We start from the raw sequence: 24,771 nt of genomic DNA, 5'->3' as shown, positions 1-24,771 counted from the left end.
CTGTAAATTTTTCCACCGACTTACTTAATGCAAATCTGAGTAAGGCAGATTGTACTGGAGTAAACTTTACTCAAGTCAAGTTTTTTGATACAAATCTTTACGGTGCTAATCTCCATAAAGCTAAACTTCAGGGAGTGACTTTTGACAAATGTGATTTATCAGAAGTAAATCTAGCTGAAGCAGATTTAGTTAGAGTTTTCTTGGGACAAATAAACCTTAAGAAAGCTTGTTTGCAAAAAGCAAATTTAGAGAGAGCTTGTTTGGTAAATGCAAATTTAACTAGAGCAAATTTCAATGGGGCTAACTTAAGGAAGGCTGATTTAACTGGAGCGAATATTTATGGCGCAACCTTTATAGATGCTGACCTAACTGGTGCGATAATGCCTGATGGAGAAATTTACAAACCGATCGCCTCTGAGGTGGAAGTCGGTAAACAGGTAGTATCGTTAGAAAAAGTAATATCTATGACACGGCAAGTTATTAATACTGATCAAGCACCTGCACCAGTGGGGCCATACAATCAAGCGATCGCGGCTTCTGGTCAAATGATATTTGTGGCTGGACAAATTGCGATCGATCCCCGGTTGGGTGATGTTGTTTACACAGATGATGTAAAAAAGCAAACTGAGCAAGTATTAGCAAATCTAGAAGCAATTTTAAAAGCTGCGGGAGCGACTTTTGCTAATGTTGTTAAAACAACTGTATTTTTAGCTGATATGAATGATTTTGCGGCTGTGAATGCAGTTTATGCTAAATACTTCCCTGAAGATACAGCCCCAGCGCGTGCTTGTGTTCAAGTGTCGCGTTTGCCAAAAGATGTCATGGTAGAAATTGATTGTATAGCCGTGATTTAAAACTAGTTGATCGGCAATAGCAATCCTATTGTGTTTGTGAGAATTGCGCTTATTCAGATCCCCGACTTCTCAAAGAAGTCGGGGATCTTGTTTCTCACGGATATTTGCTTACTCATAAGTGTGTGGATGAGGAGGCTGAGGTTTTGTTAAAAATCTTGCCAGCCATGCTAAAACCATGATTAATAAACCAACAGATATTGGTCGTATTTGGTTTTGCAATAGCAGCATTTCTAAATCACTAAAATAACTGTTGAGCAGTTGGGAAATAAAGATAAAAGCTACTAACCAGAGGATGATGCCAATAGGAGTTAGGATTGCTAATAATTTAACGGTTTTGTTGACCTTCCTGTGATTTTGCCAACGTAAAGCCAGCCAACATCCTAATACTTCTCCAATCCACCAACCAATAAACTGACCAATTACAGGTGGTATTAATCCTTCTAATTCAGCATTAGGCATAAATTTAATCACATAAATTCTGCCTAGATAACTGCCTAAATATAAAAGTGCTACAGCCCCAATTAAACTACCTATAATTGCTGCTAAATATCCATTTGGATTGTTTCTAGATAACTGCATATTATTTGCGACACTTACGCTGTGCGAACTTCGTTCCTCCTCACAATGACAGTTATTCTGTCTTTGCTAAATAAAAACTTGGATACACCCTAAGCCAAACTTGAATCTTGCTCTTCTAATTGTCCGTCGGAACCTCAAATTAAAAACTAACTCCTCAGTTTTACTACGTAATCAAATTTAGGTTATTTAGTCTTTTTACAACAGAATTTCTCATTACTGACCAGAAATCTCTGCTTTTAATTTTATTGTATAGTATCATACTGAAGTTACACACATTATATTACCAAAATTATGCAAACATTACATACACCATCATTCCTTAAAACTTTTTGGGAAAACTCATTTAATTTGAAACAACATATACAAGGATTTCTGAACCTAGATCCAGTGTCGCTAGAAACAAAGTTAAAATGTAGTCAGCAACACATGGCTGAGTTAGGCCATAAAGACTTTGATTGGGAAAAAGCAACCACTTTTTATAGTAAAAAAGTAAATGAACTCTATTTGTTTGAACTAGGCGCATGGCACTTAGGTAGCCAAAACTACATAGGAGATACTCTGCGTTTAATTGCAGACCATAGCCAAGGTCGAGTATTAGATTTTGGTGGAGGTATTGGTACTCACACCATAGCCGCTGCTCTTTCTCCTCAAGTTGAACAAGTAATCTATTGTGATATCAATCCCATTAATCGTAATTTTGTTGAGTACCGAGCAAAGGAATTAGGTTTGAACGATAAAATAACTTTCTACCTCGAAATACCACCAAACATAAATTTTGATACGATTCTTTGCTTTGATGTTTTAGAACATTTACCAGACCCTAACCACCAACTGTTACAGTTTCATAAAATTCTCAAAGATGAAGGTAAAATCATACTTAACTGGTGCTTTTTCAAAGGTTTTAATCAAGAACATCCTTTCCATTTAGATGACGCAGAGATGATAAACAAATTCTTCAAAACTTTGCAAACTAATTATCTAGAAATTTTTCACCCTTATCAAATTACAGGTCGTAGCTATCATAAATGGAGCTAAAAAAAGATTAATATTTACTTTATAAATTGAATCTAAAAATATTAGCAATTAATTAATCGAATTGAATGTCAATTGATATTGATAAATCCACACTAAATTTAGCTGTTCAATTCAATTTGTCAGTCGTCAAACTTTAAAAATCTAGTTTATGAGTTTTAGCAAATTATCTAGGATGGATATTGATCCAATATTAATCAAGCAGTTTCAGGAATTGATGTTTGTATTATCCTTCACAGTGAGGGTTTGTAGATAAAACTTCAGCTTGATTGGCTTGCTCAAGCGCAAGGCGGTCATAGTGTTCTTTATCTCTATATTTAATGATTCTGCTAGGTTGACCGCCTACAATTGCTAAAGGTTCCACATTAGAAGTTACAACTGTACCTGCGGCGATAATTGCTCCATCTCCAATCACAATACCAGGAATAATTAAGACATTAGCTCCAATCCAAACATTCTTACCAATTACTACAGGTTTATGAATGTAAATATCATGTTCATAAGGTAGAGCGTTACTTTGATAATCATGATTTGCTGATAAGATGACAACGTTAAATCCGATTGTAGTGTTGTCACCAATTGTAATTCCACCACGACCATCTAATACAACGTTCGTACCGATGTAAATTTTATTGCCAAAGGAAACATTTTGCGGATGATCAATCCGAATATCATCTCTAAATCGCACACGAGAACCGACAGATTTTAATTGTTGCTTTAGTTGTTGATGTTTATATTTCTTGATTTTAGTTTGCAAGTATTCTTCCCACTTGACAATGTGAGGGATAAAAGATAGTAATATGCGCTCTAATTTATTTGTAATTTTATGGCTAATTTGTTTCATGGGTTTTTTGAAAGATTATTTTTAGTATTCCCTTGAAGATTAGCGATCGCTTACAGTTTTAATAAAATTAAAATCGCAAGTACACCCCGCCTTTCCTATTAGATGGGTGGTGTAATATGCTTAATACTTAGGCGAGAGGTATTCATCAGAACTCTAATCTTGTGGTTCAATACCTGCTGCACGTAATTGTGCGGCTAGTCTTTCAGCGCGTTGATGTTCTTGTTCTGCTCGTTCTCGCTCTTGTTCAGCGCGTTGTCGTTCTTGTTTTGCTAACTCAAAACCCCAGAATAACAGGTTTCCTTGTTCATCCCACCACCGCAACCAATAGCCTGTGCGGTTTTCACGAGTACCTTGCCAAACGCTAAGGGAAATATTCATTTCGCTAATCCAGTAATGTTGGCTCTCGTTAGAGGTTTGGATGGTGTATCTACCTGTATTGTTATCTAGGCGATAAACTTCTAGGTTACCGCTATCAGGTTCAAATATGGCATAGTTTGGCACTTTTAAGATGCGTTCATAAAAAAACCATTTCCCAGGAGGATAGGTTGGTTTGGCAGAATACTCTGTTCCTTCTGTATCGGAAATAAATTCCATCACAATTGCGGGGATGTCGCCTTGGAGTTGGGGAGTGTAACTGCGGATTACTTCTGCTTTATCAACGGTAATTTTGGGAATATATGCCCAATCAGGGGCTTTAATGACCATTTTTCCATCTAAAGTTGCACAAATCCCATAATTTGTGGATGTAAAGGCATTTTCAGGGATTTTTCCGGCGATTTGTAAGCTTTCGGTGAGGGCTGCTGCTATGGCTGGTTGGTTGATGTTATCCACTGGCTCATCTGGAAGAACGTAATCATCGGGTAGTTTTTCCCAAGTGACTTGGTAGTTTTGGGTGATGATGGCTGTCATGTTGAGTAGGGGTAGGGGTTTGGGTGAAGAAGAGTGTGAGGGTGTAGGGGAGATTCTATAATTTGTCCCCTATCACCTATTACCTATTCGTCGTCGTCTGGATCGAAATCGCTATCTTCTAGTGTTTGATGGGGAATGGCAGCAATAATCGCATCAATTACTTTGGATACTGGTAAGATTTCCAGGTTAAGGTCGGGAAATTTTGTGCCTTTGGGGACGATCGCTCTTTTAAATCCCAATTTGGCTGCTTCTTTTAACCGCAGTTCCATCTGGGAAACGGCGCGGACTTGTCCACCTAAGCCGACTTCCCCAATCAAAACTGTACCTGGATCAACGATGCGATCGCGGAAACTGGCAACAATGGCGATCGCTACTCCTAAATCTACGGCTGGTTCGACTACACTCAATCCACCCGCCGAAGCCACATAAGAATCTAGCTTTGACATAGGAATTCCTACGCGTTTTTCTAAAACAGCGAGAATTTGGACTAAGCGGTTGTAGTCTACACCAGTCCCGGCGCGTCGGGGTGAGGGGTAACTTGTCGGACTAACCAAGGCTTGCAATTCCACCACAATCGGGCGTGTACCTTCGCAAGCCACAACAATGGCTGTACCTGGGGCGGGATCATCACGATTGCCTAAAAATAACTCTGAAGGGTTAGAAACTTCTCGCAGTCCATGTTCCACCATTTCAAAGATACCGATTTCGTGGGTTGCTCCGAAACGATTTTTCACGGTTCTTAATAAGCGGTGGGAGGCAAAGCGATCGCCTTCAAAATACAGTACTGTATCTACTAAGTGTTCTAAGACTTTCGGCCCGGCGATCGCACCTTCTTTGGTGACGTGTCCCACAATTAACATCGTGATGTCTTCGTGTTTCGCCACTTTCATCAAGGCTGCGGTACATTCTCTCACCTGGGCGACAGAACCAGGTGCAGATGTCAGTGCGGGAAAAAATACGGTTTGAATACTATCAATCACCGCCACATTTGGTCTGAGAGAATCTATTTCCCGTAAAATTTCTTCTAAATCAGTTTCTGGTAAGACATACAAATCTGCACCTATACGCTCAGAAGAGTCTGTTACTGTTTCTACTTCTAATACTTCGGTATTTACTGTGACTGCTGATTCTTCTATATCTAACGCTGCTTCTGTTGCTGTGCCATTACCATTACCAACCACACTCACCGATTTAGAAACACCCAAACGCAACGCCCGCAATTTGACTTGTTGTCCTGATTCTTCTCCCGAAACATAGAGAATCCGGTATCTCTGCGCCAATTGATTTGATACTTGCAATAATAATGTAGATTTACCAATCCCCGGATCGCCACCGATTAATACCATTGAACCAGGAACAACACCACCACCCAAGACTCGATCTAATTCTCCATAGCCAGATTCCCAGCGCGTGACTTGGCGATCGCTAATTTGATCAAATGTCAGCGAAGCCCGTGGTTTTGCTGGTTTAGCATGAGATTTCCCATTATTTTGCTCCTTATGCCAACTGCCGACTCCCCCTCTTGTGGGTACATCAACGGAAGATTGTATGGCAATTTGTTCTTCTAAAGAATTGAAGGTTCCGCAATTAGGACACTTACCAAACCACTGGGGAGATTCTGCACCACATTCGTTACAAATGTAAAAGGTTTTAGGCTTAGGCATTCTTAAATCTTAATTAAGTTAATTAATCTTAATTTTTTCTTAATTCTTACAAAAAACTAAAGTCAAAGAAAACTGGTTTTTCCAGCATTTTTCAAATCAATTGTGGGAATGATATCTTAATATTATGGTATTAAAAATTAATCATGAAAAATTTTAGTTAAGGAGCGTTGAGCAACTTGGAAAGTCATAAAGAAAAAATCCTGGTGGTAGACGATGAAGCCAGCATTCGCCGGATTTTAGAAACGCGCCTTTCTATGATTGGCTACGATGTTGTGACTGCTGGTGACGGCGAGGAAGCGTTAGAAACTTTTCGCAAATCCGATCCTGATTTAGTGGTTTTGGATGTAATGATGCCAAAGCTAGATGGCTACGGCGTGTGTCAAGAATTACGTAAAGAATCAGATGTCCCTATTATTATGCTAACAGCCTTGGGGGACGTTGCCGATCGCATCACCGGGTTAGAATTAGGTGCTGATGACTACGTAGTTAAGCCATTCTCCCCCAAAGAGCTAGAAGCACGGATTCGCTCAGTTTTACGCCGCGTAGATAAAACAGGTGCATCGGGAATTCCCAGTTCTGGGGTAATTCACGTAGGAAATATCAAAATCGATACCAACAAGCGACAAGTTTATAAAGGTGATGAGCGCATTCGCTTGACGGGAATGGAATTCAGCTTACTAGAATTGCTGGTTAGCCGTTCTGGAGAAGCTTTTTCCCGTTCCGAGATTTTGCAAGAAGTTTGGGGATATACACCAGAACGCCATGTAGATACGCGGGTGGTAGATGTGCATATATCCCGCCTACGAGCAAAACTAGAAGACGATCCCAGTAACCCAGAATTAATCCTGACTGCAAGAGGTACGGGTTATTTGTTTCAAAGCATAATTGAACCTGGAGAAGAGTAAACAGTCAGAGGAGCAGGGGAGCAGAGGAGCAAGGGAGAATAACTTTTGGCTATGAACAAAAGACAAATAACCATTGACCAATGACAAATGACCATTGACCAATGACCAAACCTGATCCCAATCGAGTGTTGCGCCGTTTACCCATAGTTGTCGGTGGGTTAGGCGCTATACTTTTGCTAATTAATCGGTTATTGACACCAGAACTTACAGAATCCCAATCTCGTGGCGATGTTTTGGGCGTAATTTTGAGTGCCGTGTTAATTTTAACGGGTTTAATTTGGCAGCAAGTACAGCCGCGATCGCCGGATGCTGTTGAACTGATTGGGGAAGAAGGTTTTGTGCTTGCAGATGACTTACCAGAAGCCGTGAAAACAGAACTAGCCTGGGCATCTCGGATGATATTAACTAACACAGTCACGCGATCGCTGGTAGTTGTATATCAAGGCAAAGTTTTGTTACGTCGCGGTATTCTGGGACTTAAATCTGAAGTAGTACCAGGGGCAATCTTAAAACGAGTACTGGAAAAACAACAGCCAGTTTATTTAGTTAATTTAAATATCTACCCTGGCAAAATTGAATTTGATTACTTACCCGAAAATACTCAAGGGGTAATTTGTCAACCCATTGGGGATAAAGGCGTGATAATTTTAGGAGCAAATGCACCTAGAAGTTACACCAAACAAGATGAAAATTGGATTGCTGGCATTGCTGATAAATTAGCTGTCACAATTAGTTTGTATATCTAATGGTTTAATTTTTAAACGCAGAGGTAGATGGAGGAAAACGCAAAGTAACTCAGAGTATGCTGACAGCTAATTATTTACTATATTTTCCTCGTATCTTTGAAAAATTTAAATGCTTATGCAAATTATTTATTGGTTACTAATTGCCTTAATGATTGTCGGAATTATTGGTGCTGTAGTCCCAGCGATTCCTGGAAGTAGTTTAATTTTAGCTGCTATTATTATTTGGGGACTTGTTAGTGGTTCTTTCGCAGCAATTAAGATACCTTTAATCGTCACAATTCTAGTTTTGCTTTTAAGTGTCGGAGTTGATTTTTTAGCCAGTTACATAGGAGCAAAACAAGCTGGCGCTAGTAAATGGGGACAAATTGGCGCAGTTGTTGGCTTAGTTTTAGGAATCTTGGGATTATTACCAGCTTTACCCTTTGGCGGGCCATTGCTAGGAATGTTATTTGGGCCGCTAATAGGTGCAATTATTGGTGAATTTATTTACCGCCGAGAATTATGGCCAGCAGTCAAAGCAGGTATTGGAATTGTCGTTGGTACATTAGTAGGGAATTTGATTCAGGGTTTGTTAGCAGTTGCAGCGGTTGCAGTTTTTATAGTCACAACCTGGCCACAAGTATTTAGTGGATGACTAAGTAGGTATTTGATAACATTTGGCAGACACGGACACAGGCTTGTACTTGTTCGTCTGTTGGGTTTATTGTCTGTCCCCCAATTGTGACTTATCCCAACTTAACACTCAATATATTAATTATTTTGCGGTAACTACTCAGATTAGTCCATGCTTAAGCGATAATAACTACACCTCCAGACAGATGCACAGTTATGACCTGCTGCCTAGATCCAGCTTGCCACAACCCACCCCATTTTGATGGCGTAGAGTACTGCTCTAGCTGTGGTGCGCCATTAATCGCTTTGAGAAACCGCTACCGTCCAATTCAATCAATCGGTGGCGGGGGATTTGGTAAAACTTATCTAGCAGAAGATATCGACAAACTTAATGAATCTTGCGTCATCAAGCAATTTGCACCGCAAGTCCAGGGAACAGGCGCACTCAAAAAAGCCACAGAACTATTTGAACAAGAAGCAAAGCGACTGCAACAGTTAGGCAAACATCCGCAAATACCAACACTGTTAGCGTATTTTAATGAAGATAAACGCCTGTACTTGGTACAGGAATTTATTGAAGGACAGAATTTATTAAAAGAATTACAACAGCAAGGACATTTCACTGAAGATAAAGTTAGGGAATTATTGCTGGATTTATTAGATATTCTCAAAACAGTTCATCAACAAAAAGTTATTCACCGTGATATTAAGCCAGAGAATATTATTCGCCATAGTAATGGCAAGTTAGTACTCATTGACTTCGGTGCATCCAAGCAACTGACCGCAACAGCGGTGACGCAAGCGGGAACTCAAATTGGTTCTTTTGGTTATGCACCTATGGAACAAATGCAAGGTGGCGAAGCTTTACCCTCCAGTGATTTATATAGTGTTGGTGCAACTTGCTTTCACCTGTTGAGTGGAACTCACCCTTGGGAGTTGTGGAAACGACAAGGTTATGGCTGGGTTTTTAGTTGGAGAGATCATTTGCGACAAGGGGTGAGTCAAGAATTTGGGCGGATGCTAGATAAACTGTTGCAAGAAGAATCTCATCACCGTTATGAGTCAGTAGAAGAATTATTAAAGGATTTAAATCCATCACCACAGCCTTCTGTAACTCATATCCAGCAAGAATTTGCCAACTTTCCACCAACACAACTACCAATACATCAACAACTAATTTCATTTTCACCATCATCGTCACCAGCCATAGTATCTTCTCAGGATCAAGTACTCACAAAAGAAAGATTAGTAGATTCACCAGTAAATCCAGAAGTATCGCCACAGCCGTCGAGACAATATACTAAGTTGGCAAAACACGTGCTGCTGGGTGTTGCTATTACCTTAGTAGGACTTCAAATATATAGTTATGTTCGTTATGGTTTATTTCCGACTAATCCAGTATCTCTAATTACCCGTGAATTAACGGGTAAAACTAGCGAAATGTTCTTAACAGGAACTCTCACAGGTCATGTGAAGTCAGTTCGTTCCGTCGTGTTTAGCCCTGATAGCAAAACTCTTTTCAGTGCTAGTCGTGACAACACCATCAAAGTTTGGAATCTTGCAACAGGAAAGGAAATTCGTACTCTGGAAGGGCATTCCAAGTCGGTTAGTACTATTGCCATCAGCCCTGATAGCAAAACTCTTTTCAGTGCTAGTCGTGACAACACCATCAAAGTGTGGAATATTACAACAGGAAAGGAAATCCGCACTCTGGAAGGGCATTCCGACTCAGTGAATTCTATTGCCATCAGCCCAGATGGCAAAACTCTTATCAGTGCTAGTCGTAACAAAAACCCCAATATCACATTGTGGAATACTGAAACGGGAAAAGAAATCCGCACTCTGGAAGGGCATTCCGACTCAGTGAATTCTGTTGCTATCAGCCCAGATGGCAAAACTCTTATCAGTGCTAGTGCTGACAGAAACATCAAAGTTTGGAATCTCACAACAGGACAGCTAATTGGCACCCTTGAAGGGCATTCCGACTCAGTGAATTCTGTTGCCATTAGTCCAGATGGCAAAACCCTTGTCAGTGCTAGTGCTGACAGAACCATCAAAGTTTGGAATTTTGCAACAGGAAAAGTAATCCGCACCTTTATAGGTCATTTAGGCTCTGTTAGTTCTGTTGCCATTAGTCCAGATGGCAAAACCCTAGCCAGTGCCAGTGGCGACCAAACTATCAAAGTTTGGAATCTCGCAACAGGGAGAGAAATCCGCACCCTCACATCTTATTCTGACGGGTTTAGTTCTGTTGCTATTAGTCCAGATGGCAAAACCCTTGCCCGTGGGAGTATGGACAAAACCGTCAAAGTTTGGCGGCTACCGTAGCGATGATTGACCTATGCGGGAATTGAACAATGACAAAAGAAACAATTACTCTGCAAATTCCAGAAATACTATATCAGCGTTTAGTCAACACCCCCCACGCTCAACGTCACCTCATTAAAGACTAATATTAGGTTTTATCATAGAAAAAAGCCACGCTATGGTCTAGCTTATGTCTTCCCTTGTCTTGGAACAACCTAGTAATGCTGAGACTTCCTACGTTCTTCTGTACAATGTCAGTTGGGAAAAGTTAGAACAGCTTGATGTTGCCCTTACTGGGACAAGCGCAAGGCTAACTTATTTAGACGGTCTTCTAGAAATTATGTCACCCCTGTCTGATGATCACGAGGATAATAAAAAAACTCTGGCGATGTTACTAGAAGTCTATATGCGGATGAAGAACATTCGGTTTTATGGACGTGGAAGTGCAACTATAGGTAATAAGGAAGATAATACACGACGAGAACCTGATGAGTCTTATAATTTAGGAACAAAAAAACCAATTCCCGATTTAATTTTGGAAATAACTGTTACAAGTGGTGGAATTAATAAGCTAAAAATTTATCAGCGTTTAGGAGTACCTGAAGTTTGGTTTTGGGAAGATGGTTTATTATCACTTTATTGTTTGCAAGGTGACAGCTATATAAAAGCTACTAAAAGCAATTTGTTGCCTGATTTAAATTTAGATTTATTAGCAAAATATGCGCGAATGACTGACCAATATGATGCTGTGAATGAATATATTCAGATAATAACTAAGGAATAACACACATAAGTGCTTGCCTGGTTGTAGGATATATATTCTTTTCCTCAATTGTGACACAAATAATCTTTAGTTTTTTCGGATAGGGAAAGCGATCGCACCATTTTAAATTCCAGATGCGATCTACGATATTTACCAATAACTAAACAGTCTGTAACGATTTCTGCGCTTCTATGGCGACTGCTTCAACTTCATCATTTACCAAAGTTTCTAATATCGATTTTGCTTCTGCGCCACCTAACCGTGCTAAAGCTTGGACAACTCTGTAGCGCATTTGCCAGTCGGGATTGGTAGAATATGGAGCTAATAGAGGAATTGCTTCGATATTTCCTAAGTCTCCAAAGGAACTGATAGCAGCAGTTTGCACTAATTCGTTCTCGGATGAAAGTGCTTCTTTGAGTAATTCAAAAGAACGCGGATCACCTAACTCGCCTAATGTGGCAATAATGCTGAATTGGACTAACCACTCACCAGTAGAGTGGTAAAGCTGCTCTAAATCTGCAAACGCATCGTGTAGTTTCAGCGCCCCTAAACAGTCAGCGGCGGCGGCTTGCACATCAGCTTCAGGGTCATTGAGCAAGCGATCGCGTAAAATATCCAAAGATAATTGCAAATCTTGTGTACCGAGTGTATCCATTTGACTCACTGCTGAGTACCGCACTCTAGAGTTGCTATCGCCTATAGCAATCTGCACTAGTTCCAAACCAATCACAGGTTCTAAGTCACGGATTTGATTGACAGCACGCAAGCGATCGCCCAAATCCTCAGAACTGAGCATTTGTCTTACCGACTCAGGAGTAATACTCATTTAATAATCCTAATTTCAAAGATGTTTTAAAAAATAGTCCATAGTTAATAGTCAAATGTCCATAGTCAATAGTCAAGAAACTCCTAACTAATGACAAAGGACTAATGACTAATGACTATCAACTTGCTGCCATTGCCCGAATCACATCACCACGGGTAAGAATGCCAACTACTTGACCTTCAGTATCTAATACAGGTAAGCGATGCACATTGCGATCGTGCATCATTTGTGCTGCTTCTTTTAATGTTTTGTTGGGAGAAATTGTTACAGCATTTTTGCTCATAACTTCTCCAACAGTTTGCCCTAATGCTTTATGTAAATCGCGATCGTAAGTAGCAGGATTTTTTAAATAGATGACACTATCCAAAAACATGATGTAAGCAGGTGGAGTTACACCAGTTTCTTGCCACATCAAATCTGTTTCGGAGATAATCCCCACCAATTTACCGACATCATCCACCACAGGTAGCCCGCTGATGCGTTTCTCTGCCAAAATTTGAATGGCTTCCTTCAGAGGAGTTTCCGCCCGCACAACAATCGGGTCACGGCTCATTACGTCGGCAACAGTTTTAGACATTTGCTTGCAGACACCATTTTTTATATTCCCTGGCATTATTGTAGAAAATTGCCGCCATGAACTGAATTGAGTTAATACATTGTTACTTGTGAACAATGGTCATTGGTCATTGGTCATTTCTTATTTTCTTCTGAATTTAACCTACGCAGAACTTTTCAGGGCAGCGATAATTTGACCGTTAGCTTGGGGAAAAGCATAATCTTCTAATTCATCTAAGCTTACCCAGCGAATTTCATCACATTCTAAGGGTTGGGGAATACCTGCGAGGAAGTGACAGTGATGCACGGTTAAAGTCACGCGCAAATGAGTATAAGTATGGTCAATGGTGATGAGATGGTCTTTCACTGCAATTTCTATACCCAGTTCTTCGGCTATTTCCCGCCGGATACACTCTTCAATTGTTTCTCCTGGTTCAATTTTGCCACCAGGGAATTCCCACAAGCCACCCATTGCACCTTGTGGACGACGGCGATCAATTAAAATTTGCTGCTGGTCGTTCCAAATAACAGCGACACCAATAATTTTATGGGGAATAGAACTAATTTCAGTCATAGTTTATGAGAATGATAGGTGACTGATCAAAAAACTCGGCAGACACTAAATTAGTCTGCCGAGTTTTTTAGATTAATAGTCGAAATTACTTTAATTTATTCAATATTGTCGCAGATGCCGTACAAAGTAACAAGTTATGATTTGATTGCTTTTTGATTAATCTACTATTAGAAATCCAATTTAGATTAACATTGATACAATCCTCATTGCGTTAGCGATTAGTGGCTGTATTGAAGATGTCGCTAACGCATTACAGGGATTTAGAATTTAGGTAAGGTAGGTTGTCAGGATTCCGCAGGAAACGAATCTGAGTTCTGCACATCGGCTGAAATAAACTCAACAACTTGCCATTACTCTTCAATTTCTTGATGATTGGTTTCCGTACCTTGTAATGCTATTTCAAAGTCCATACGTTGTTCAGCGTTACGTAGGAAATAACCACTAATCATTGCGGAAGCCAGCAAACGGCCAAGGCTCTCCCTACTAGTGGTAATAGTCATATTGAAGTGTTCGGGTGGTAAGTTGCCTAACAAACCCACAATGTTGCGTTCCATCACTTGGAAAACTTCGGGAGATGTTGGTTGAGATAACTGGCTAACTGTTTCAGGACTTAAAGATTTAACATACTGCCACAGAAAGTTGCTGGTTTCCGATGCGTCGCTATAAAAAAATTCTGACACTCGATTGGATTGGTTACTCACGTTTTACCTCCTGTAGTACCGTTGCTGGCTGCTATGTTTGCAACTGAGATAATAAGTGCCTGTCGTTTATTTAACGTAGCTGCCGTTTTGGTGTTCCTGTTAAATAATTTAACAAGCACATTCTCACTTGGAAGTCGGTGTAACCGTACCAAAACCAGAGTATTTTCTCGCCTAATGGTCATTTGTCATTGGTCATTTGTCATTTGTGAACTACTAATGACAAAGGACAAAGGACAAATGACTAACTCGCCAAATACTCATTCATAGCAGCTTTGGATTTGCGGAGTTTGTTTAAAGCTTCGCGTTCAATTTGGCGAACTCGTTCACGACTGATATTTAAGATTTCACCGATTCTGGCCAGTGTTAAAGCTTGACCATCAATTAACCCAAAGCGTAAGGTGATGACTTCTCGCTGCTGGGGGGTGAGTTCTTCCATAACTCGCTCTAAATCAGATGAAAGAGAGGTTTGCATCACAAACTCTTCGGGAGAAGCGCCTGGGTCTTCTAGCATTTCTCCGAGTTCGGTGTCGTAGTTATCTCCCAATCGCAGATCTAAGGATAGGGGTAAACGGGCTTTTTCGAGATACTCTCTGACTTGCTTGGGGGTTAGGTCTAGTTCTTGCGCCAATTCACCGACGGAGGGGGCGCGTCCGAGTTTTTGCGATAATTGACGCTGGGCTTTTTTGATTTTATTGAGTTTTTCTGTGATATGAATGGGTAGGCGAATAGTGCGGGCTTTTTCGGCGATCGCTCGCGTAATTGCTTGGCGAATCCACCAGTAAGCATAAGTAGAAAATCGATAACCTTTGGTGGGGTCGAATTTTTCTACGCCGCGCTGCATTCCAATACTGCCTTCTTGGATCAGGTCAAGTAAATCAACGTTACGCTTGATATACTTCTTAGCTACAGATACTACTAAGCGCAAATTGGCTTCAACCATTCTCCGTTTCGCAATTTCACCATAGGCGATCGCTTCGTTCAAATCGGCTATGTCTAGTTTCGACTCTTTTGCCCACTCTTCTAAAGTCGGTTCACGCCCCAACTGACTAGCTAAGGATTCTCTGACTTCTTGTAAAGCGGTTGAACGCTGCACTTGTTTGCCATAACGAATCTCTTCTTCATGAGTTAACAGTGGTACACGGCCGATCTCACGCAGGTAAGTCCGCACGAGGTCTGTAGCTGTCGGAGCGGTCTTCATGGCGCTACTCATTGGTGGTGTTGGGTTGATTGCTTGAGTCATTCAACTAGTAGATAACTAATAAATAGATGTTTGTTTGGGTGCTGCCCAGTTTGACTGGAAACACATATTAGGTTTACGATTTACGCGTCCGTTGGTATCGGTTGCTTTTATTAATCAAAAATTACGCTCTTAACTGCTAGAGGTTACAGTTTTTCCTGAGTTTGTACAAGTATCTACGGATAGATAAAGGTAGCTAGAACAACACCTTTTCTCTTTAATCTTTATTAAAAATTGTAACATTTATGAGAAATCTTGAAAAGCCCCACAGCCGAAAAATGATTGGAATTGAGAATGGTTTTGATAGGTTAACCACATTAGTGAATAAACCTTTGTTGGTCATCAAACCAGAATGAGAACTATAGACTATGGTTAAGGGGTAGATAAAAGTCATTTGTTTGCTTTGGCTCTGGTGTGAGGGCTGAAACTCCGACAAATCAACCTTTTGGCATAAGCATAATTACTTCATGTTGCTGAGAGCGATCGCTCTAGGTTAGTTAATAAATATTCGCAGAGAGAAAAATTAGTTTACTCATATTTGTTAAAATATCGCAATAGTAACTATAATGTTTCTTCTATAATAATTACTTAATTTTCCTTGTAAATACTGCTTTAAGCAGATTCATAAAAAAAGGGTAGGAGACAAGCGAAATCTTTAAACTTCCTCCACACCCTTCATACTCCAGTCAAATTCAGTGCCACGCCGGGCAGAGTTACGACAAACTCTTCATGGAATAATCTTGGAGGGCTTTTACGTCCAAAGTAGTATTTTGCAGAGAACGGATAGCAGCAACGGTAGCCTTAGCCCCAGCAATAGTAGTGATGATGGGGATTTTGTAGGCTAAGGCTGTGCGACGGATGAGTCTGGCATCAGTTTGCGCTTCTTCGCCAGAAGGGGTGTTGATAATTAGTTGAATCTTCTGGTTTTTAATCGCATCAAGGACGTGGGGACGACCTTCGTGAAGTTTCAGCACCAATTCAACCTTTAATCCATTTTCTTGAAGTGCCTGGCGTGTACCGAAGGTCGCCATGACGGTAAAGCCTAAGTCAATAAATTCCTTGACTACAGGAACGGCTGCGGCTTTGTCGCGATCGCTCATGGAGACAAATACAGTACCATTGAGGGGTAAACGCTCACCGGCAGCTAATTCTGCCTTGGCAAAGGCGCGGCCAAAGTCGCTATCTATGCCCATCACCTCACCAGTTGAGCGCATCTCCGGGCCTAATATTGTATCTGTACCGGGAAATTTATTAAACGGTAGAACTGCTTCTTTCACGGCAATATGTGAGGGTATGACTTCCTCAGTAAAGCCTAATTCCTCAAGAGTTTTACCCGACATAATTAAGGATGCCAACTTCGCCAATTGCACACCTGTAGCTTTAGAAACAAAAGGTACAGTCCGGGAAGCACGGGGGTTAGCTTCGAGAATGTAAACTTGGGGAGAGTATGAGCCGACACCTACCACCGCAAACTGAATATTCATTAACCCGATAACTGACAACGCTTGCGCCAGTTGGACAGTCCAAGTTCTGATTTGACTAAGTACCGCTGGGGGAAGAGAAATTGAGGGTAAAGAACAAGCAGAATCTCCTGAATGGATTCCGGCTTGTTCGATGTGTTCCATGATGCCACCAATCACCACCCGTCCGGTATGATCGGCGATCGCATCTACATCAACTTCGATGGCATTTTCTAAGAACTTATCAATTAAAATCGGATGTTCTGGTTCTACCTGCACTGCAAAGGTCATGTAGCGTTCCAGTTCTGTATCAGAGTAGACAATTTCCATTGCGCGTCCACCTAAGACATAACTAGGACGCACCACCACAGGATAACCAATGCGTCTAGCCACAATCAACGCATCTTCATAACTCCGCGCAATTCCGTTGGGTGGTTGTGCAATATTTAATTGCTTGAGAATCTTCTCAAACCTTTCTCTGTCTTCAGCGGTGTCGATGGAATCGGGGGATGTACCCCAAATCTGAGTGCTGAGTGCTGAGTGCTGAGTGCTGAGTGCTTGTTGGAGGGGAAGTGATAGTTTCAGAGGGGTTTGTCCGCCGAATTGGACTATGATTCCCACGGGGTTTTCGGCTTCGATGATGTTGAGAACATCTTCTTTGGTTAATGGTTCAAAGTAGAGGCGATCGCTAGTATCGTAGTCAGTAGAAACTGTCTCTGGGTTGGAGTTGACCATGATAGTTTCATAGCCTGCACCTTTTAAAGCATAAGAGGCGTGACAGCAACAATAGTCAAACTCAATTCCCTGACCGATACGGTTCGGCCCACCACCCAAAATCATCACTTTGGGTTTATCTGAGGGTAAAACTTCGCTTTCTTCTTCGTAGGTGGAATAATAGTAAGGAGTAAACGCCTCAAACTCAGCCGCGCAGGTATCAACAGTTTTGTAAGCTGGTACAATTCCTAATTCTTGGCGATATGCCCTAACTTCATCTTCTGTGGTTTTGGTGGCGAAAGCAATTTGGCGATCGCTAAATCCTTCCCGTTTTACTGCATATAGTTGCTCTTTCGTCAACTGTTTTAACGGGGTGCGCTTGATAAATTTTTCTGTCTCCAACAACTGCTGCATTTTATCTAAAAACCAAGGGTCAATCCCTGTGAGTTCATAGATTTCGTCAATAGTTAGCCCGACTTGCATAGCGTGACGCACAGCAAAAATGCGATCGGGATTCGGTGTCCGCAATAAGGCGCGGATTTGTTCACCACTGGGTAATTTTTCCGCTTTGTCACAACCCCAACCCGCGCGTCCGGTTTCTAAAGAACGCAGCGCCTTTTGGAAGGATTCGTTGAATGTACGTCCGATAGCCATTGCTTCCCCAACAGATTTCATTTGTGTTGTCAGCACTGGTTCAGAACCGGGGAATTTTTCAAAGGCGAAGCGGGGAATTTTGGTAACTACATAATCTATTGTTGGTTCAAAGGATGCGGGGGTTTTCTTGGTGATGTCGTTTTTAATTTCATCCAAGGTGTAACCCACAGCTAACTTCGCCGCCATCTTCGCTATCGGGAAGCCTGTAGCTTTAGAAGCCAGTGCGGAACTGCGAGATACGCGGGGGTTCATTTCAATCACAACCACATCCCCAGTCACAGGATTAACAGCAAACTGAATATTAGAACCGCCAGTTTCTACGCCAATTTCGCGGATGATTTTAATGGACATATCCCGCAACCGCTGATATTCTTTGTCGGTGAGGGTTTGGGCGGGTGCAACGGTGATGGAGTCCCCTGTGTGGATACCCATCGGGTCGAGATTTTCGATGGAACAGATAATCACCACGTTATCTGCTAAATCGCGCATCACTTCTAATTCATATTCTTTCCAGCCGAGGAGAGATTGGTCAATGAGAATTTGCGATACAGGACTTGCATCAATCCCCACTTGCGCCATTTCTTCAAATTCTTCTTGGTTGTAGGCAATACCACCACCAGTCCCCCCCATTGTAAAGGCAGGACGGATAATGAGGGGATAACTGCCAATTTTGCGGGCGATCGCTTTGGATTCTTCTAAAGATGAAGCTGTACCACTAGGACAGACATGCACGCCTATCTTGGCCATCGCTTCATTAAATAGTTTGCGGTCTTCCGCTTTTTCGATCGCGGCTAACTTTGCGCCAATTAATTCCACATTATATTGATCTAAGACACCGTTTTTAGCTAAAGCAACGGCGAGGTTGAGGGCAGTTTGTCCTCCCATTGTCGGGAGTAAAGCATCTGGGCGTTCTTTGGCGATGACTTTAGCAACTAATTCTGGTGTTAACGGCTCAATGTAAGTGCGATCGGCCGTTTCTGGGTCAGTCATAATTGTGGCAGGATTGGAGTTGACTAACACCACTTCATAGCCTTCTTCTCGTAACGCTTTACAGGCTTGGGTTCCAGAGTAGTCAAACTCACAGGCCTGTCCAATTACAATGGGGCCAGATCCTAATAGGAGTATTTTTTTGAGGTCTTGACGGCGGGGCATAGTCTTGGGGTTGGAGTACGAAAATACAAATCCTGATTATTTTAAGGGTGTTTGCCCTCAGTCATGTTGTTTATTATCAAGTTTTCCGGGTGCGATCGCCGCAGCCAGAGAAAAGGTAGTAGGGTAACAGATGTGTAGTGAAAGATGAACAAACAACAAATTACTATCGACGAATGACTATTGACGAATATATCTCTATTTACTATCTCATGTGCCTGACTCGTCTTTACTAACTCAGTATCCAGATTTTTTTGTGTTTACAGTTTTAATTAATTCTCAAAACCCAAACTCTCAATTATCTGCCAATAATTTTTATTTAAGTTGCTATTAAATCTCATAATTTAAATATGAGTTTCCAACTTATATTATTCTTCAACAAGTTATGAAATATTTCTTAAATAAAAATATTTATCATTTACTTAATTGCTAATAATTTTTAATATCTAACTAAATAATAATTTCATCTGGTAATTTTTGGCATATCTAAATAAAAAATGACAGAGATACTAACTACTTCTCTGTCATTTTTTACCTTTTCTTAATGTTCCGTGCTGTCAGATTTTGCCGCAGCAGTATCAAGAATAGACTAGATAATGAGATTTCTAGTTTTGAGCAGGTTGTACAAAACCCAAGGTTAAACTGTCTTTGGCTAAGAAATGAGCTAAATGATAAGCTCGTTCTTCAGTCTTTAACAGAATTTTTTCGTATAAATAGCGTGTCCCACGGTCGCCCAAACTCTCAGCCTGAGCAGCTTGACGACGAATTACATTAATAATTGCTTGTTCGGCGGCTAGGTCATTTTCTACCATTTTGCGCGAAGAATATACACCATCAGACTCTTGCTCAAAACAGGTTAGTTCTGCCAATTTGCTAAAAGAAGCAGCGGGTACGCCACCTAAACCATTAAGTCTTTCGCCAATTTCATGAACGTGGTCTTGTGCTTCATTGTAACTGCTGTTGAAAAACTCATGTAATGAGTAAAATTCTGCACCTTCTACAACAAAATGATGTTTTTGGTATTGCAAGTATAACGCCTGAAAACTAGCTAATAAAACGTTGAGTCCTTCTGTAACTGGAGCAGTAACACTACGGTCTAACAATACAGGATTGTCATAAACCTGACCGAAATTTTGTAACAAAGTTTGTGTATCAGACATAGTTCTCCTCGCTTTTTTGCAGTTACAGTTTTTAACTGCTTAGTTTTTACATATTAACATTCTAAAAATAAAAGCAAGTTCAAAGAATATCATAAATTTCTAAATTTTTTTGTGGCTATAATTGCAAATTTTTGCTTTTTATCGAGTTAATCTGCGCCTACTTCATTAGGCGTATATCTTGAGATTGTAGAAATATTTACTAATAGTAGAAATTACCAAGTAGAAAAGTCGCGCATCAGCGAAAACAAGGGAGACATCAGTAAAAAGACAGAAGTCAGGCGCTAGGAGGTAGGATTCAAAAGGGTTTGAGACTAATTCTGCTTTACATTTCCAGTAGAACAACTAGGTTAAATAAGACTATTCTTCATTACCAGTACTCATACCAGCCGAAAGATAGTGGTGTATCGATGAAGTGATAGAAACTAAGTGCAGACAGTCATTCTCATCCACAATACTAGTTACCTAAAAATTAAGCTGAAAAAAATTTAAAAAATTTTTGCAAAATTAAAATCAGGTCAAAGCTTGATGACATAAGCGGTTGAGCTTGTGCTTAACCCAAAATTAATGAGAAATTTTCATATTTCCATTAGAGAATAACTGAGAATAGTTCGCACTTAGGTTATCCTTATTTAAAGAAGCTGTAATCCTAAGATTCGTCAGAATCGAGGAGCGAAAGCAAACTAGTTACTGCAAATTTGTCGCACTTTTGAGGGTTCGTCTCTTGAAATCGTTTAGTTCCGGTTCAGAAATAGACCAGAAGTACGTAGTTGAAGTTAATTGGGCAGACCGCTGGCAAGTCTATCAACGTTTAAATGAGCTAGATATTCCCTGTTGCTGTGAGACTAACCAGCCGTTGCAAGTTGAAATTGCTAATCCTTTGGCAATGGTTCAATTTTGGTGTGTGATGCAACGATTTCTCGCCTGCCGTCCAGAACTAATTCAGATTCTTGAGAATAGCTGGCAAAGCCGCTACTGAAAGTAATAACCAAGGACAGATGTCTGCAAGTTATTACGTGATTAGAACAAAATTATTCAGTAAAAAATAGGACAAAAAAGATGGCTATAATCTACAGTCAAGAAATTACGGAATTTTGTTTGGAAGGCAGATTTATAGATTTTGTTATTAAAGATGGTTATAAGCTAAAAGGCTTGAAATTAGAAACTTCTGAAGGTGAATGCTATGTAAAGCTGGCTAAACCCTTAAGGGCTGCGTTTGATTTGCGTTTACCAAAAGGTACTTGGCTGCAAGTTGTTGGTACGAAAAAATACGACGAAAAAAAGAGTGAGTATACCCTAAAAGCAGAACGGGTGATGGCTGCACGTTCTGATTTAGGAAGAGTTGCAACCAGCACAGCATTACAGGAACCACCAGCTAGTAATGTGACTCAAGTCAAACCAGCTAAGACGAAGCAGACAATTTTAATGTGTCAAAAGTCAGATTGTTGGAAACGTGGCGGGAAACAGGTTTGTCAGGCATTTGAGGCGGCATTGAGCGATCGCGGTTTAGAAGACCAAGTTACTATCAAAGGTACAGGCTGCATGAAAAACTGCAAAGCAGGCCCTAATGTAGTTATGCCAGATAAAACCCGCTACAGCCGCATTCAAACAGAGCAAGTTGCTTCACTAATGGACAAGCACTTTGCTGAAAAGCAGGAAGATAAGCAAACTGATAACTCAGAATTATTACCAATAAAAATATCTAATTTCAATGAAGTTTCTGTAAAAACTTCTGTAATTTAATGAGAAAATTATAAAGTTAGAAGATTAGTGTGTTCCCTAAAAACTTGGCTACAACTTTTGCAAGGTAGATGCAAGAGTTGTAGCTGGGTTTTTTAATAGAGTTTTTACGTAAAAATAATTGCGATTACTTAACTAGTCAACTTTAAGCTTTGCCAGAATTTCTAAACGTTTAAGATAATTCTCCATATATTCAGCACTTTTTGTAGGGACACAGCCATCATTGTATAGATAAATTCTGTCTGTATTTGGATCTCCCTTATAAGAGAGCTTTGCTGCTGTTGTTGAAGTTATACCTTTTAATTCAACACAAATAGGATAGTCTTCATATTCAATATTTTCTGTAGTCTTAAAGCCGATAGGCTTATATTCTCTGTTCAACACCACGTATCGTCCATCAGATTGTTTGTCCAGACAGTAAGGTAAAAATACTGATCTAAAGTCGTTAAGTGCCATATTAGCTCCTTAATTGTGAAGCCTTTAAATTTTAATCTGTATGTAAGTATGTAACTAATCAGTACATTATAAATATACACACACTGATAAACTTACTCTCCAGCATAAGCACTCAGAAAAACTAGCTGATTCTCCATATCTTTAGCAGATTTAGTTGTCATCAACTTCAAAACTCGTCCCATCTGCTCACCAATTGAATAATCTTGTGTGGAAATAACAATTCCTGAATGATTTCTGTTTTCTGTCATGTAAAGACTATGCAACTGGTAGAAATCACCAACATTAAATGTATAAAATACACGCTGCTGTTCAGTTGAGATAGCTAACTGTTCTTCATCGCTCAAACCAGTTCTAATTAATTCTCCAACTGTTGTCACATCTACGCCTCTGGCTCTTAATGATGTAACAAATCGATGATCCATTGCATCCTCATCTATTAACAGCCGTATTTTGCTCATAATGACTGATTCATCAATGCTGCTAATTGTTCATAGTTGGACTTTTCAACCGTGAGGTAAGCTTCAATTTCTGACCGATTAGCATGATAATAAGTCAATGCTGCATATACTTGCACTAAAGTCAAGTTACCCATTCTTTCAACTATTTCCTCAGCATTTAGACCCATTTTGTACCAAGCTGCAACTCTTTGTACAGATACTCTGGTTTCTGCTATGTGAGGACGGCCACCAAGTGTTCCTGGTGTGCGAACAATCAATGTACCAATGTCTGTAAAGGTTTGCATTCACTTAAGTCCTCGGTTTTAACCTTGATCGTAAATCAACAGTTTGATAAGTGCGACTACATGGAATCTAGTCGCTGACGTAATTTACTACTAAAGGTATCAATTACAGTTACAACTACCAACAGCACTAACATCATAGTTGTGGCTTTGTTGTACTCAAAACCATCAATGTAACTCTTCAATTGAAAGCCAATTCCACCAGCACCAACTACACCCAACACGGAAGCGGCGCGGATATTATACTCAAACATCCATAAGGTGTAGCCTAAACCCAAGGGTAAGACTTGGGGTAAAATGCCGTACTGCATAATCTGAAATCTTGATGCACCCATCACTTGCAAAGATTCTAAAGACTTGGCATTGACGGCTTCAATGGCTTGTTGGTAGAACTTGGCTAAATAGCCGATAGTGTAAATTGCTAAGGCTAAAGTTCCGGCGGGTGCGCCTAAGCCAGTGGCGGCGACGAAAATTAACCCTAAAATAATGGAAGGAACGGAACGGACTGCGTTTTGCAGTAAGTTGGCTAACCATTGCAACCAACTAGGTGCAACATTACTAGCACTAGCGACAGCAATGGGTAAAGATAAAATTGCACCCACGGTGGTTCCCCACAAAGACATCTGCACTGTTTCTATAAGTGCTTTAATTGCTATATCTATAACCGTGGTATCTGGGGGAAATAAACGAGAAACAAAATCGGTGATGTAAGGCCAGCTAGATGTCAGCAATTCAAAATCGACTTTGATACCTCGCAAAGCCCAAGTATAAACTACAACGATAATTAATAGGATGAGTAAGGGACTGATCCAAGGATAACAGCGAAGAGTTTTTGAGTTTAACATTTGACAAATTGGGCTTGCAAGTTTTCACAAAGTCCGTCGTAAACAATGCGTCCGGCTTCTAAAACGATCGCACGTTGACCGTATTGTGCAGCTATACCTAAATCGTGCAACACTGTCACAATCGTCATCCCTTGCTGGTGCAATTCTGATAAGGTTTCCATTACCTGTTGACAGGCGACAACATCCAAACCTGTAATTGGTTCATCAGCTAAGAGTATCTGCGGTGATTGAATTAATGCACGGGCGATCGCTACACGTTGTTGCTGTCCGCCACTAAGTTGACTAGTTTTTTGATAAGCCTGTTCTTTTAAACCCAACTGTGCAAGTAAATCCATTGCTAAAAGGCGATCGCGTTGGGGAAAACCAAATAATGTCTGCCAAGTTTTCCTGACACCCAATCTGCCACACAATACATTATCAATGGCTGACAACTGCCGAATTAATCCGCCTCCCTGGAATAACATCCCCACATTGCGGCGAATTTGGGGTAATGTGCGGGGATTCATTGTCACACCGTTGATGTGAATTTCTCCCTTGGTGAAGGGGACTAATCCTACAAGCGATCGCAGTAATGTAGATTTACCCGCACCATTGAGTCCCAGTAAAACCACAAACTCGCCCTGTTTAATCTGACAACTAACGCCATTCAGGATAGGACGGTTCAAAGAAGCAGCATAAGCTGTCTCTAGGTTATGGCATTCAATTACAAAATTACCCATCCTATACCTCGAAATCCTAATTAATGGCTT

The 24,771-nt window shown here is 40.6% G+C and carries 26 protein-coding genes; 9 read left to right on the top strand and 17 right to left on the bottom strand.

Features of this window, described 5'->3' with window-relative positions; genetic code table 11:
* Window positions 1-854 (top strand): Rid family detoxifying hydrolase (locus tag NCWK1_RS23770; protein ID WP_103126408.1); only part of this gene is annotated, 854 nt, incomplete at its 5' end.
* Window positions 855-962: 108 nt separating this feature from the next.
* On the opposite strand, the gene NCWK1_RS23765 is transcribed toward NCWK1_RS23770, so the two are convergent.
* A complete protein-coding gene (locus NCWK1_RS23765; RefSeq protein ID WP_103126407.1) occupies window positions 963-1,433 on the bottom strand; it encodes a hypothetical protein in 471 nt (156 codons plus the stop codon).
* Between the two features lie 291 nt (window positions 1,434-1,724).
* On the opposite strand from NCWK1_RS23765, the gene NCWK1_RS23760 reads away from it, so the two are divergent.
* Window positions 1,725-2,468, top strand: a complete 744-nt coding sequence (locus NCWK1_RS23760) for a class I SAM-dependent methyltransferase (protein WP_103126406.1) — start codon at window positions 1,725-1,727, stop codon at window positions 2,466-2,468.
* 223 nt (window positions 2,469-2,691) lie between these two features.
* Here the strand turns inward: NCWK1_RS23760 and NCWK1_RS23755 are convergent, their stop codons facing one another.
* The 3 genes from NCWK1_RS23755 to radA form a co-directional block, all read right to left on the bottom strand.
* Complete coding sequence (locus NCWK1_RS23755) at window positions 2,692-3,309, bottom strand: acyltransferase (protein WP_103126405.1); 618 nt, start codon at window positions 3,307-3,309, stop codon at window positions 2,692-2,694.
* Between the two features lie 153 nt (window positions 3,310-3,462).
* The gene (locus NCWK1_RS23750) at window positions 3,463-4,218 is read right to left on the bottom strand and encodes a Uma2 family endonuclease (protein ID WP_103126404.1); all 756 of its coding nucleotides are present in this window, start codon (window positions 4,216-4,218) and stop codon (window positions 3,463-3,465) included.
* Window positions 4,219-4,301: 83 nt separating this feature from the next.
* Window positions 4,302-5,882, bottom strand: a complete 1,581-nt coding sequence (gene radA, locus NCWK1_RS23745; protein ID WP_096579042.1) for a DNA repair protein RadA — start codon at window positions 5,880-5,882, stop codon at window positions 4,302-4,304.
* Between the two features lie 176 nt (window positions 5,883-6,058).
* Between radA and rpaB the strand changes: the two genes are divergently transcribed.
* The 3 genes from rpaB to NCWK1_RS23730 all read left to right on the top strand — a co-directional run bounded on the left by rpaB (window position 6,059) and on the right by NCWK1_RS23730 (window position 8,167).
* Window positions 6,059-6,787 (top strand): response regulator transcription factor RpaB, encoded by a 729-nt coding sequence (rpaB, locus tag NCWK1_RS23740; RefSeq protein ID WP_103126403.1) that lies wholly within the window; start codon window positions 6,059-6,061, stop codon window positions 6,785-6,787.
* Between the two features lie 101 nt (window positions 6,788-6,888).
* Window positions 6,889-7,533: a cofactor assembly of complex C subunit B gene (locus tag NCWK1_RS23735; protein ID WP_103126402.1), complete on the top strand. Its 645-nt coding sequence runs from the start codon at window positions 6,889-6,891 to the stop codon at window positions 7,531-7,533.
* 115 nt (window positions 7,534-7,648) lie between these two features.
* Window positions 7,649-8,167, top strand: a complete 519-nt coding sequence (locus NCWK1_RS23730; protein WP_096585124.1) for a DUF456 domain-containing protein — start codon at window positions 7,649-7,651, stop codon at window positions 8,165-8,167.
* Here NCWK1_RS23730 and NCWK1_RS30640 read toward each other — a convergent pair.
* Complete coding sequence (locus tag NCWK1_RS30640) at window positions 8,157-8,237, bottom strand: DUF6888 family protein (RefSeq protein ID WP_422730886.1); 81 nt, start codon at window positions 8,235-8,237, stop codon at window positions 8,157-8,159. The genes NCWK1_RS23730 and NCWK1_RS30640 overlap by 11 nt on opposite strands.
* Window positions 8,238-8,361: 124 nt before the next feature.
* Here NCWK1_RS30640 and NCWK1_RS23725 point away from each other — a divergent pair, with 124 nt between their 5' ends.
* On the top strand, window positions 8,362-10,473 hold the full coding sequence (locus tag NCWK1_RS23725; RefSeq protein WP_103126401.1) for a serine/threonine-protein kinase: 2,112 nt from the start codon (window positions 8,362-8,364) through the stop codon (window positions 10,471-10,473).
* Between the two features lie 169 nt (window positions 10,474-10,642).
* On the top strand, window positions 10,643-11,236 hold the full coding sequence (locus NCWK1_RS23720; protein ID WP_096579048.1) for a Uma2 family endonuclease: 594 nt from the start codon (window positions 10,643-10,645) through the stop codon (window positions 11,234-11,236).
* Window positions 11,237-11,375: 139 nt separating this feature from the next.
* Here the strand turns inward: NCWK1_RS23720 and nblB are convergent, their stop codons facing one another.
* The 7 genes from nblB to dpsA all read right to left on the bottom strand — a co-directional run bounded on the left by nblB (window position 11,376) and on the right by dpsA (window position 20,245).
* Entirely contained in the window at window positions 11,376-12,041 is a 666-nt protein-coding gene (gene nblB, locus NCWK1_RS23715; RefSeq protein WP_103126400.1) for a phycobilisome degradation protein NblB, read from the bottom strand.
* Between the two features lie 118 nt (window positions 12,042-12,159).
* Window positions 12,160-12,618 (bottom strand): CBS domain-containing protein, encoded by a 459-nt coding sequence (locus NCWK1_RS23710; RefSeq protein WP_187308231.1) that lies wholly within the window; start codon window positions 12,616-12,618, stop codon window positions 12,160-12,162.
* A 141-nt stretch (window positions 12,619-12,759) separates the two neighbouring features.
* The gene (mutT, locus tag NCWK1_RS23705) at window positions 12,760-13,170 is read right to left on the bottom strand and encodes an 8-oxo-dGTP diphosphatase MutT (protein WP_096579052.1); all 411 of its coding nucleotides are present in this window, start codon (window positions 13,168-13,170) and stop codon (window positions 12,760-12,762) included.
* Window positions 13,171-13,520: 350 nt separating this feature from the next.
* Window positions 13,521-13,871, bottom strand: coding sequence for a DUF760 domain-containing protein (locus NCWK1_RS23700; protein ID WP_103126399.1), 351 nt, complete (start codon window positions 13,869-13,871; stop codon window positions 13,521-13,523).
* Between the two features lie 241 nt (window positions 13,872-14,112).
* Window positions 14,113-15,069, bottom strand: a complete 957-nt coding sequence (locus NCWK1_RS23695) for an RNA polymerase sigma factor, RpoD/SigA family (protein WP_096585130.1) — start codon at window positions 15,067-15,069, stop codon at window positions 14,113-14,115.
* A 752-nt stretch (window positions 15,070-15,821) separates the two neighbouring features.
* A complete protein-coding gene (gene carB, locus NCWK1_RS23690) occupies window positions 15,822-19,088 on the bottom strand; it encodes a carbamoyl-phosphate synthase large subunit (protein WP_103126398.1) in 3,267 nt (1,088 codons plus the stop codon).
* Window positions 19,089-19,690: 602 nt separating this feature from the next.
* Entirely contained in the window at window positions 19,691-20,245 is a 555-nt protein-coding gene (gene dpsA / locus NCWK1_RS23685) for a DNA starvation/stress protection protein DpsA (RefSeq protein WP_103126397.1), read from the bottom strand.
* A 721-nt stretch (window positions 20,246-20,966) separates the two neighbouring features.
* Between dpsA and NCWK1_RS23680 the strand changes: the two genes are divergently transcribed.
* Window positions 20,967-21,221, top strand: coding sequence for an Asr1405/Asl0597 family protein (locus NCWK1_RS23680; RefSeq protein ID WP_096579060.1), 255 nt, complete (start codon window positions 20,967-20,969; stop codon window positions 21,219-21,221).
* A gap of 80 nt (window positions 21,222-21,301) precedes the next feature.
* Window positions 21,302-21,985, top strand: a complete 684-nt coding sequence (locus tag NCWK1_RS23675; RefSeq protein ID WP_096579062.1) for a (2Fe-2S) ferredoxin domain-containing protein — start codon at window positions 21,302-21,304, stop codon at window positions 21,983-21,985.
* A gap of 132 nt (window positions 21,986-22,117) precedes the next feature.
* Here the strand turns inward: NCWK1_RS23675 and NCWK1_RS23670 are convergent, their stop codons facing one another.
* The 5 genes from NCWK1_RS23670 to NCWK1_RS23650 form a co-directional block, all read right to left on the bottom strand.
* Window positions 22,118-22,438 (bottom strand): hypothetical protein, encoded by a 321-nt coding sequence (locus NCWK1_RS23670; RefSeq protein ID WP_103126396.1) that lies wholly within the window; start codon window positions 22,436-22,438, stop codon window positions 22,118-22,120.
* 92 nt (window positions 22,439-22,530) lie between these two features.
* Window positions 22,531-22,896, bottom strand: a complete 366-nt coding sequence (locus NCWK1_RS23665) for a DUF5615 family PIN-like protein (RefSeq protein ID WP_103126395.1) — start codon at window positions 22,894-22,896, stop codon at window positions 22,531-22,533.
* Window positions 22,893-23,180 carry a DUF433 domain-containing protein gene (locus NCWK1_RS23660; protein ID WP_096579068.1) on the bottom strand — a complete coding sequence of 96 codons (288 nt, stop codon included), beginning with the start codon at window positions 23,178-23,180 and terminating at the stop codon, window positions 22,893-22,895. Before NCWK1_RS23660 ends, NCWK1_RS23665 begins: the two co-directional genes overlap by 4 nt.
* 56 nt (window positions 23,181-23,236) lie before the next feature.
* Complete coding sequence (phnE, locus tag NCWK1_RS23655) at window positions 23,237-24,022, bottom strand: phosphonate ABC transporter, permease protein PhnE (RefSeq protein WP_103126394.1); 786 nt, start codon at window positions 24,020-24,022, stop codon at window positions 23,237-23,239.
* Window positions 24,016-24,741 (bottom strand): phosphonate ABC transporter ATP-binding protein, encoded by a 726-nt coding sequence (locus NCWK1_RS23650; RefSeq protein WP_103126393.1) that lies wholly within the window; start codon window positions 24,739-24,741, stop codon window positions 24,016-24,018. The genes phnE and NCWK1_RS23650 overlap by 7 nt, the downstream gene beginning before the upstream one ends.
* Window positions 24,742-24,771: the final 30 nt, after the last annotated feature.

The sequence above is a fragment of the Nostoc cycadae WK-1 genome (genome assembly GCF_002897135.1).
Classification (GTDB): domain Bacteria; phylum Cyanobacteriota; class Cyanobacteriia; order Cyanobacteriales; family Nostocaceae; genus Nostoc_B.
Note: the sequence above shows the minus strand (reverse complement) of the source record. Positions and strands in the feature narration are given on the sequence as shown.

Coding starts and splice junctions, on each gene's coding strand:
- phnE (WP_103126394.1), bottom strand. CDS start 24,022: ATGTTAAACTCAAAAACTCTTCGCTGTTATCCTTGGATCAGTCCCTTA.
- NCWK1_RS23760 (WP_103126406.1), top strand. CDS start 1,725: ATGCAAACATTACATACACCATCATTCCTTAAAACTTTTTGGGAAAAC.
- NCWK1_RS23755 (WP_103126405.1), bottom strand. CDS start 3,309: ATGAAACAAATTAGCCATAAAATTACAAATAAATTAGAGCGCATATTA.
- NCWK1_RS23665 (WP_103126395.1), bottom strand. CDS start 22,896: ATGAGCAAAATACGGCTGTTAATAGATGAGGATGCAATGGATCATCGA.
- NCWK1_RS23750 (WP_103126404.1), bottom strand. CDS start 4,218: ATGACAGCCATCATCACCCAAAACTACCAAGTCACTTGGGAAAAACTA.
- NCWK1_RS23720 (WP_096579048.1), top strand. CDS start 10,643: ATGTCTTCCCTTGTCTTGGAACAACCTAGTAATGCTGAGACTTCCTAC.
- radA (WP_096579042.1), bottom strand. CDS start 5,882: ATGCCTAAGCCTAAAACCTTTTACATTTGTAACGAATGTGGTGCAGAA.
- NCWK1_RS23710 (WP_187308231.1), bottom strand. CDS start 12,618: ATGTCTAAAACTGTTGCCGACGTAATGAGCCGTGACCCGATTGTTGTG.
- NCWK1_RS23735 (WP_103126402.1), top strand. CDS start 6,889: ATGACCAAACCTGATCCCAATCGAGTGTTGCGCCGTTTACCCATAGTT.
- NCWK1_RS23670 (WP_103126396.1), bottom strand. CDS start 22,438: ATGGCACTTAACGACTTTAGATCAGTATTTTTACCTTACTGTCTGGAC.
- NCWK1_RS23650 (WP_103126393.1), bottom strand. CDS start 24,741: ATGGGTAATTTTGTAATTGAATGCCATAACCTAGAGACAGCTTATGCT.
- NCWK1_RS23675 (WP_096579062.1), top strand. CDS start 21,302: ATGGCTATAATCTACAGTCAAGAAATTACGGAATTTTGTTTGGAAGGC.
- NCWK1_RS23660 (WP_096579068.1), bottom strand. CDS start 23,180: ATGCAAACCTTTACAGACATTGGTACATTGATTGTTCGCACACCAGGA.
- NCWK1_RS23730 (WP_096585124.1), top strand. CDS start 7,649: ATGCAAATTATTTATTGGTTACTAATTGCCTTAATGATTGTCGGAATT.
- NCWK1_RS23765 (WP_103126407.1), bottom strand. CDS start 1,433: ATGCAGTTATCTAGAAACAATCCAAATGGATATTTAGCAGCAATTATA.
- NCWK1_RS23695 (WP_096585130.1), bottom strand. CDS start 15,069: ATGAAGACCGCTCCGACAGCTACAGACCTCGTGCGGACTTACCTGCGT.
- nblB (WP_103126400.1), bottom strand. CDS start 12,041: ATGAGTATTACTCCTGAGTCGGTAAGACAAATGCTCAGTTCTGAGGAT.
- carB (WP_103126398.1), bottom strand. CDS start 19,088: ATGCCCCGCCGTCAAGACCTCAAAAAAATACTCCTATTAGGATCTGGC.
- mutT (WP_096579052.1), bottom strand. CDS start 13,170: ATGACTGAAATTAGTTCTATTCCCCATAAAATTATTGGTGTCGCTGTT.
- NCWK1_RS23725 (WP_103126401.1), top strand. CDS start 8,362: ATGACCTGCTGCCTAGATCCAGCTTGCCACAACCCACCCCATTTTGAT.
- dpsA (WP_103126397.1), bottom strand. CDS start 20,245: ATGTCTGATACACAAACTTTGTTACAAAATTTCGGTCAGGTTTATGAC.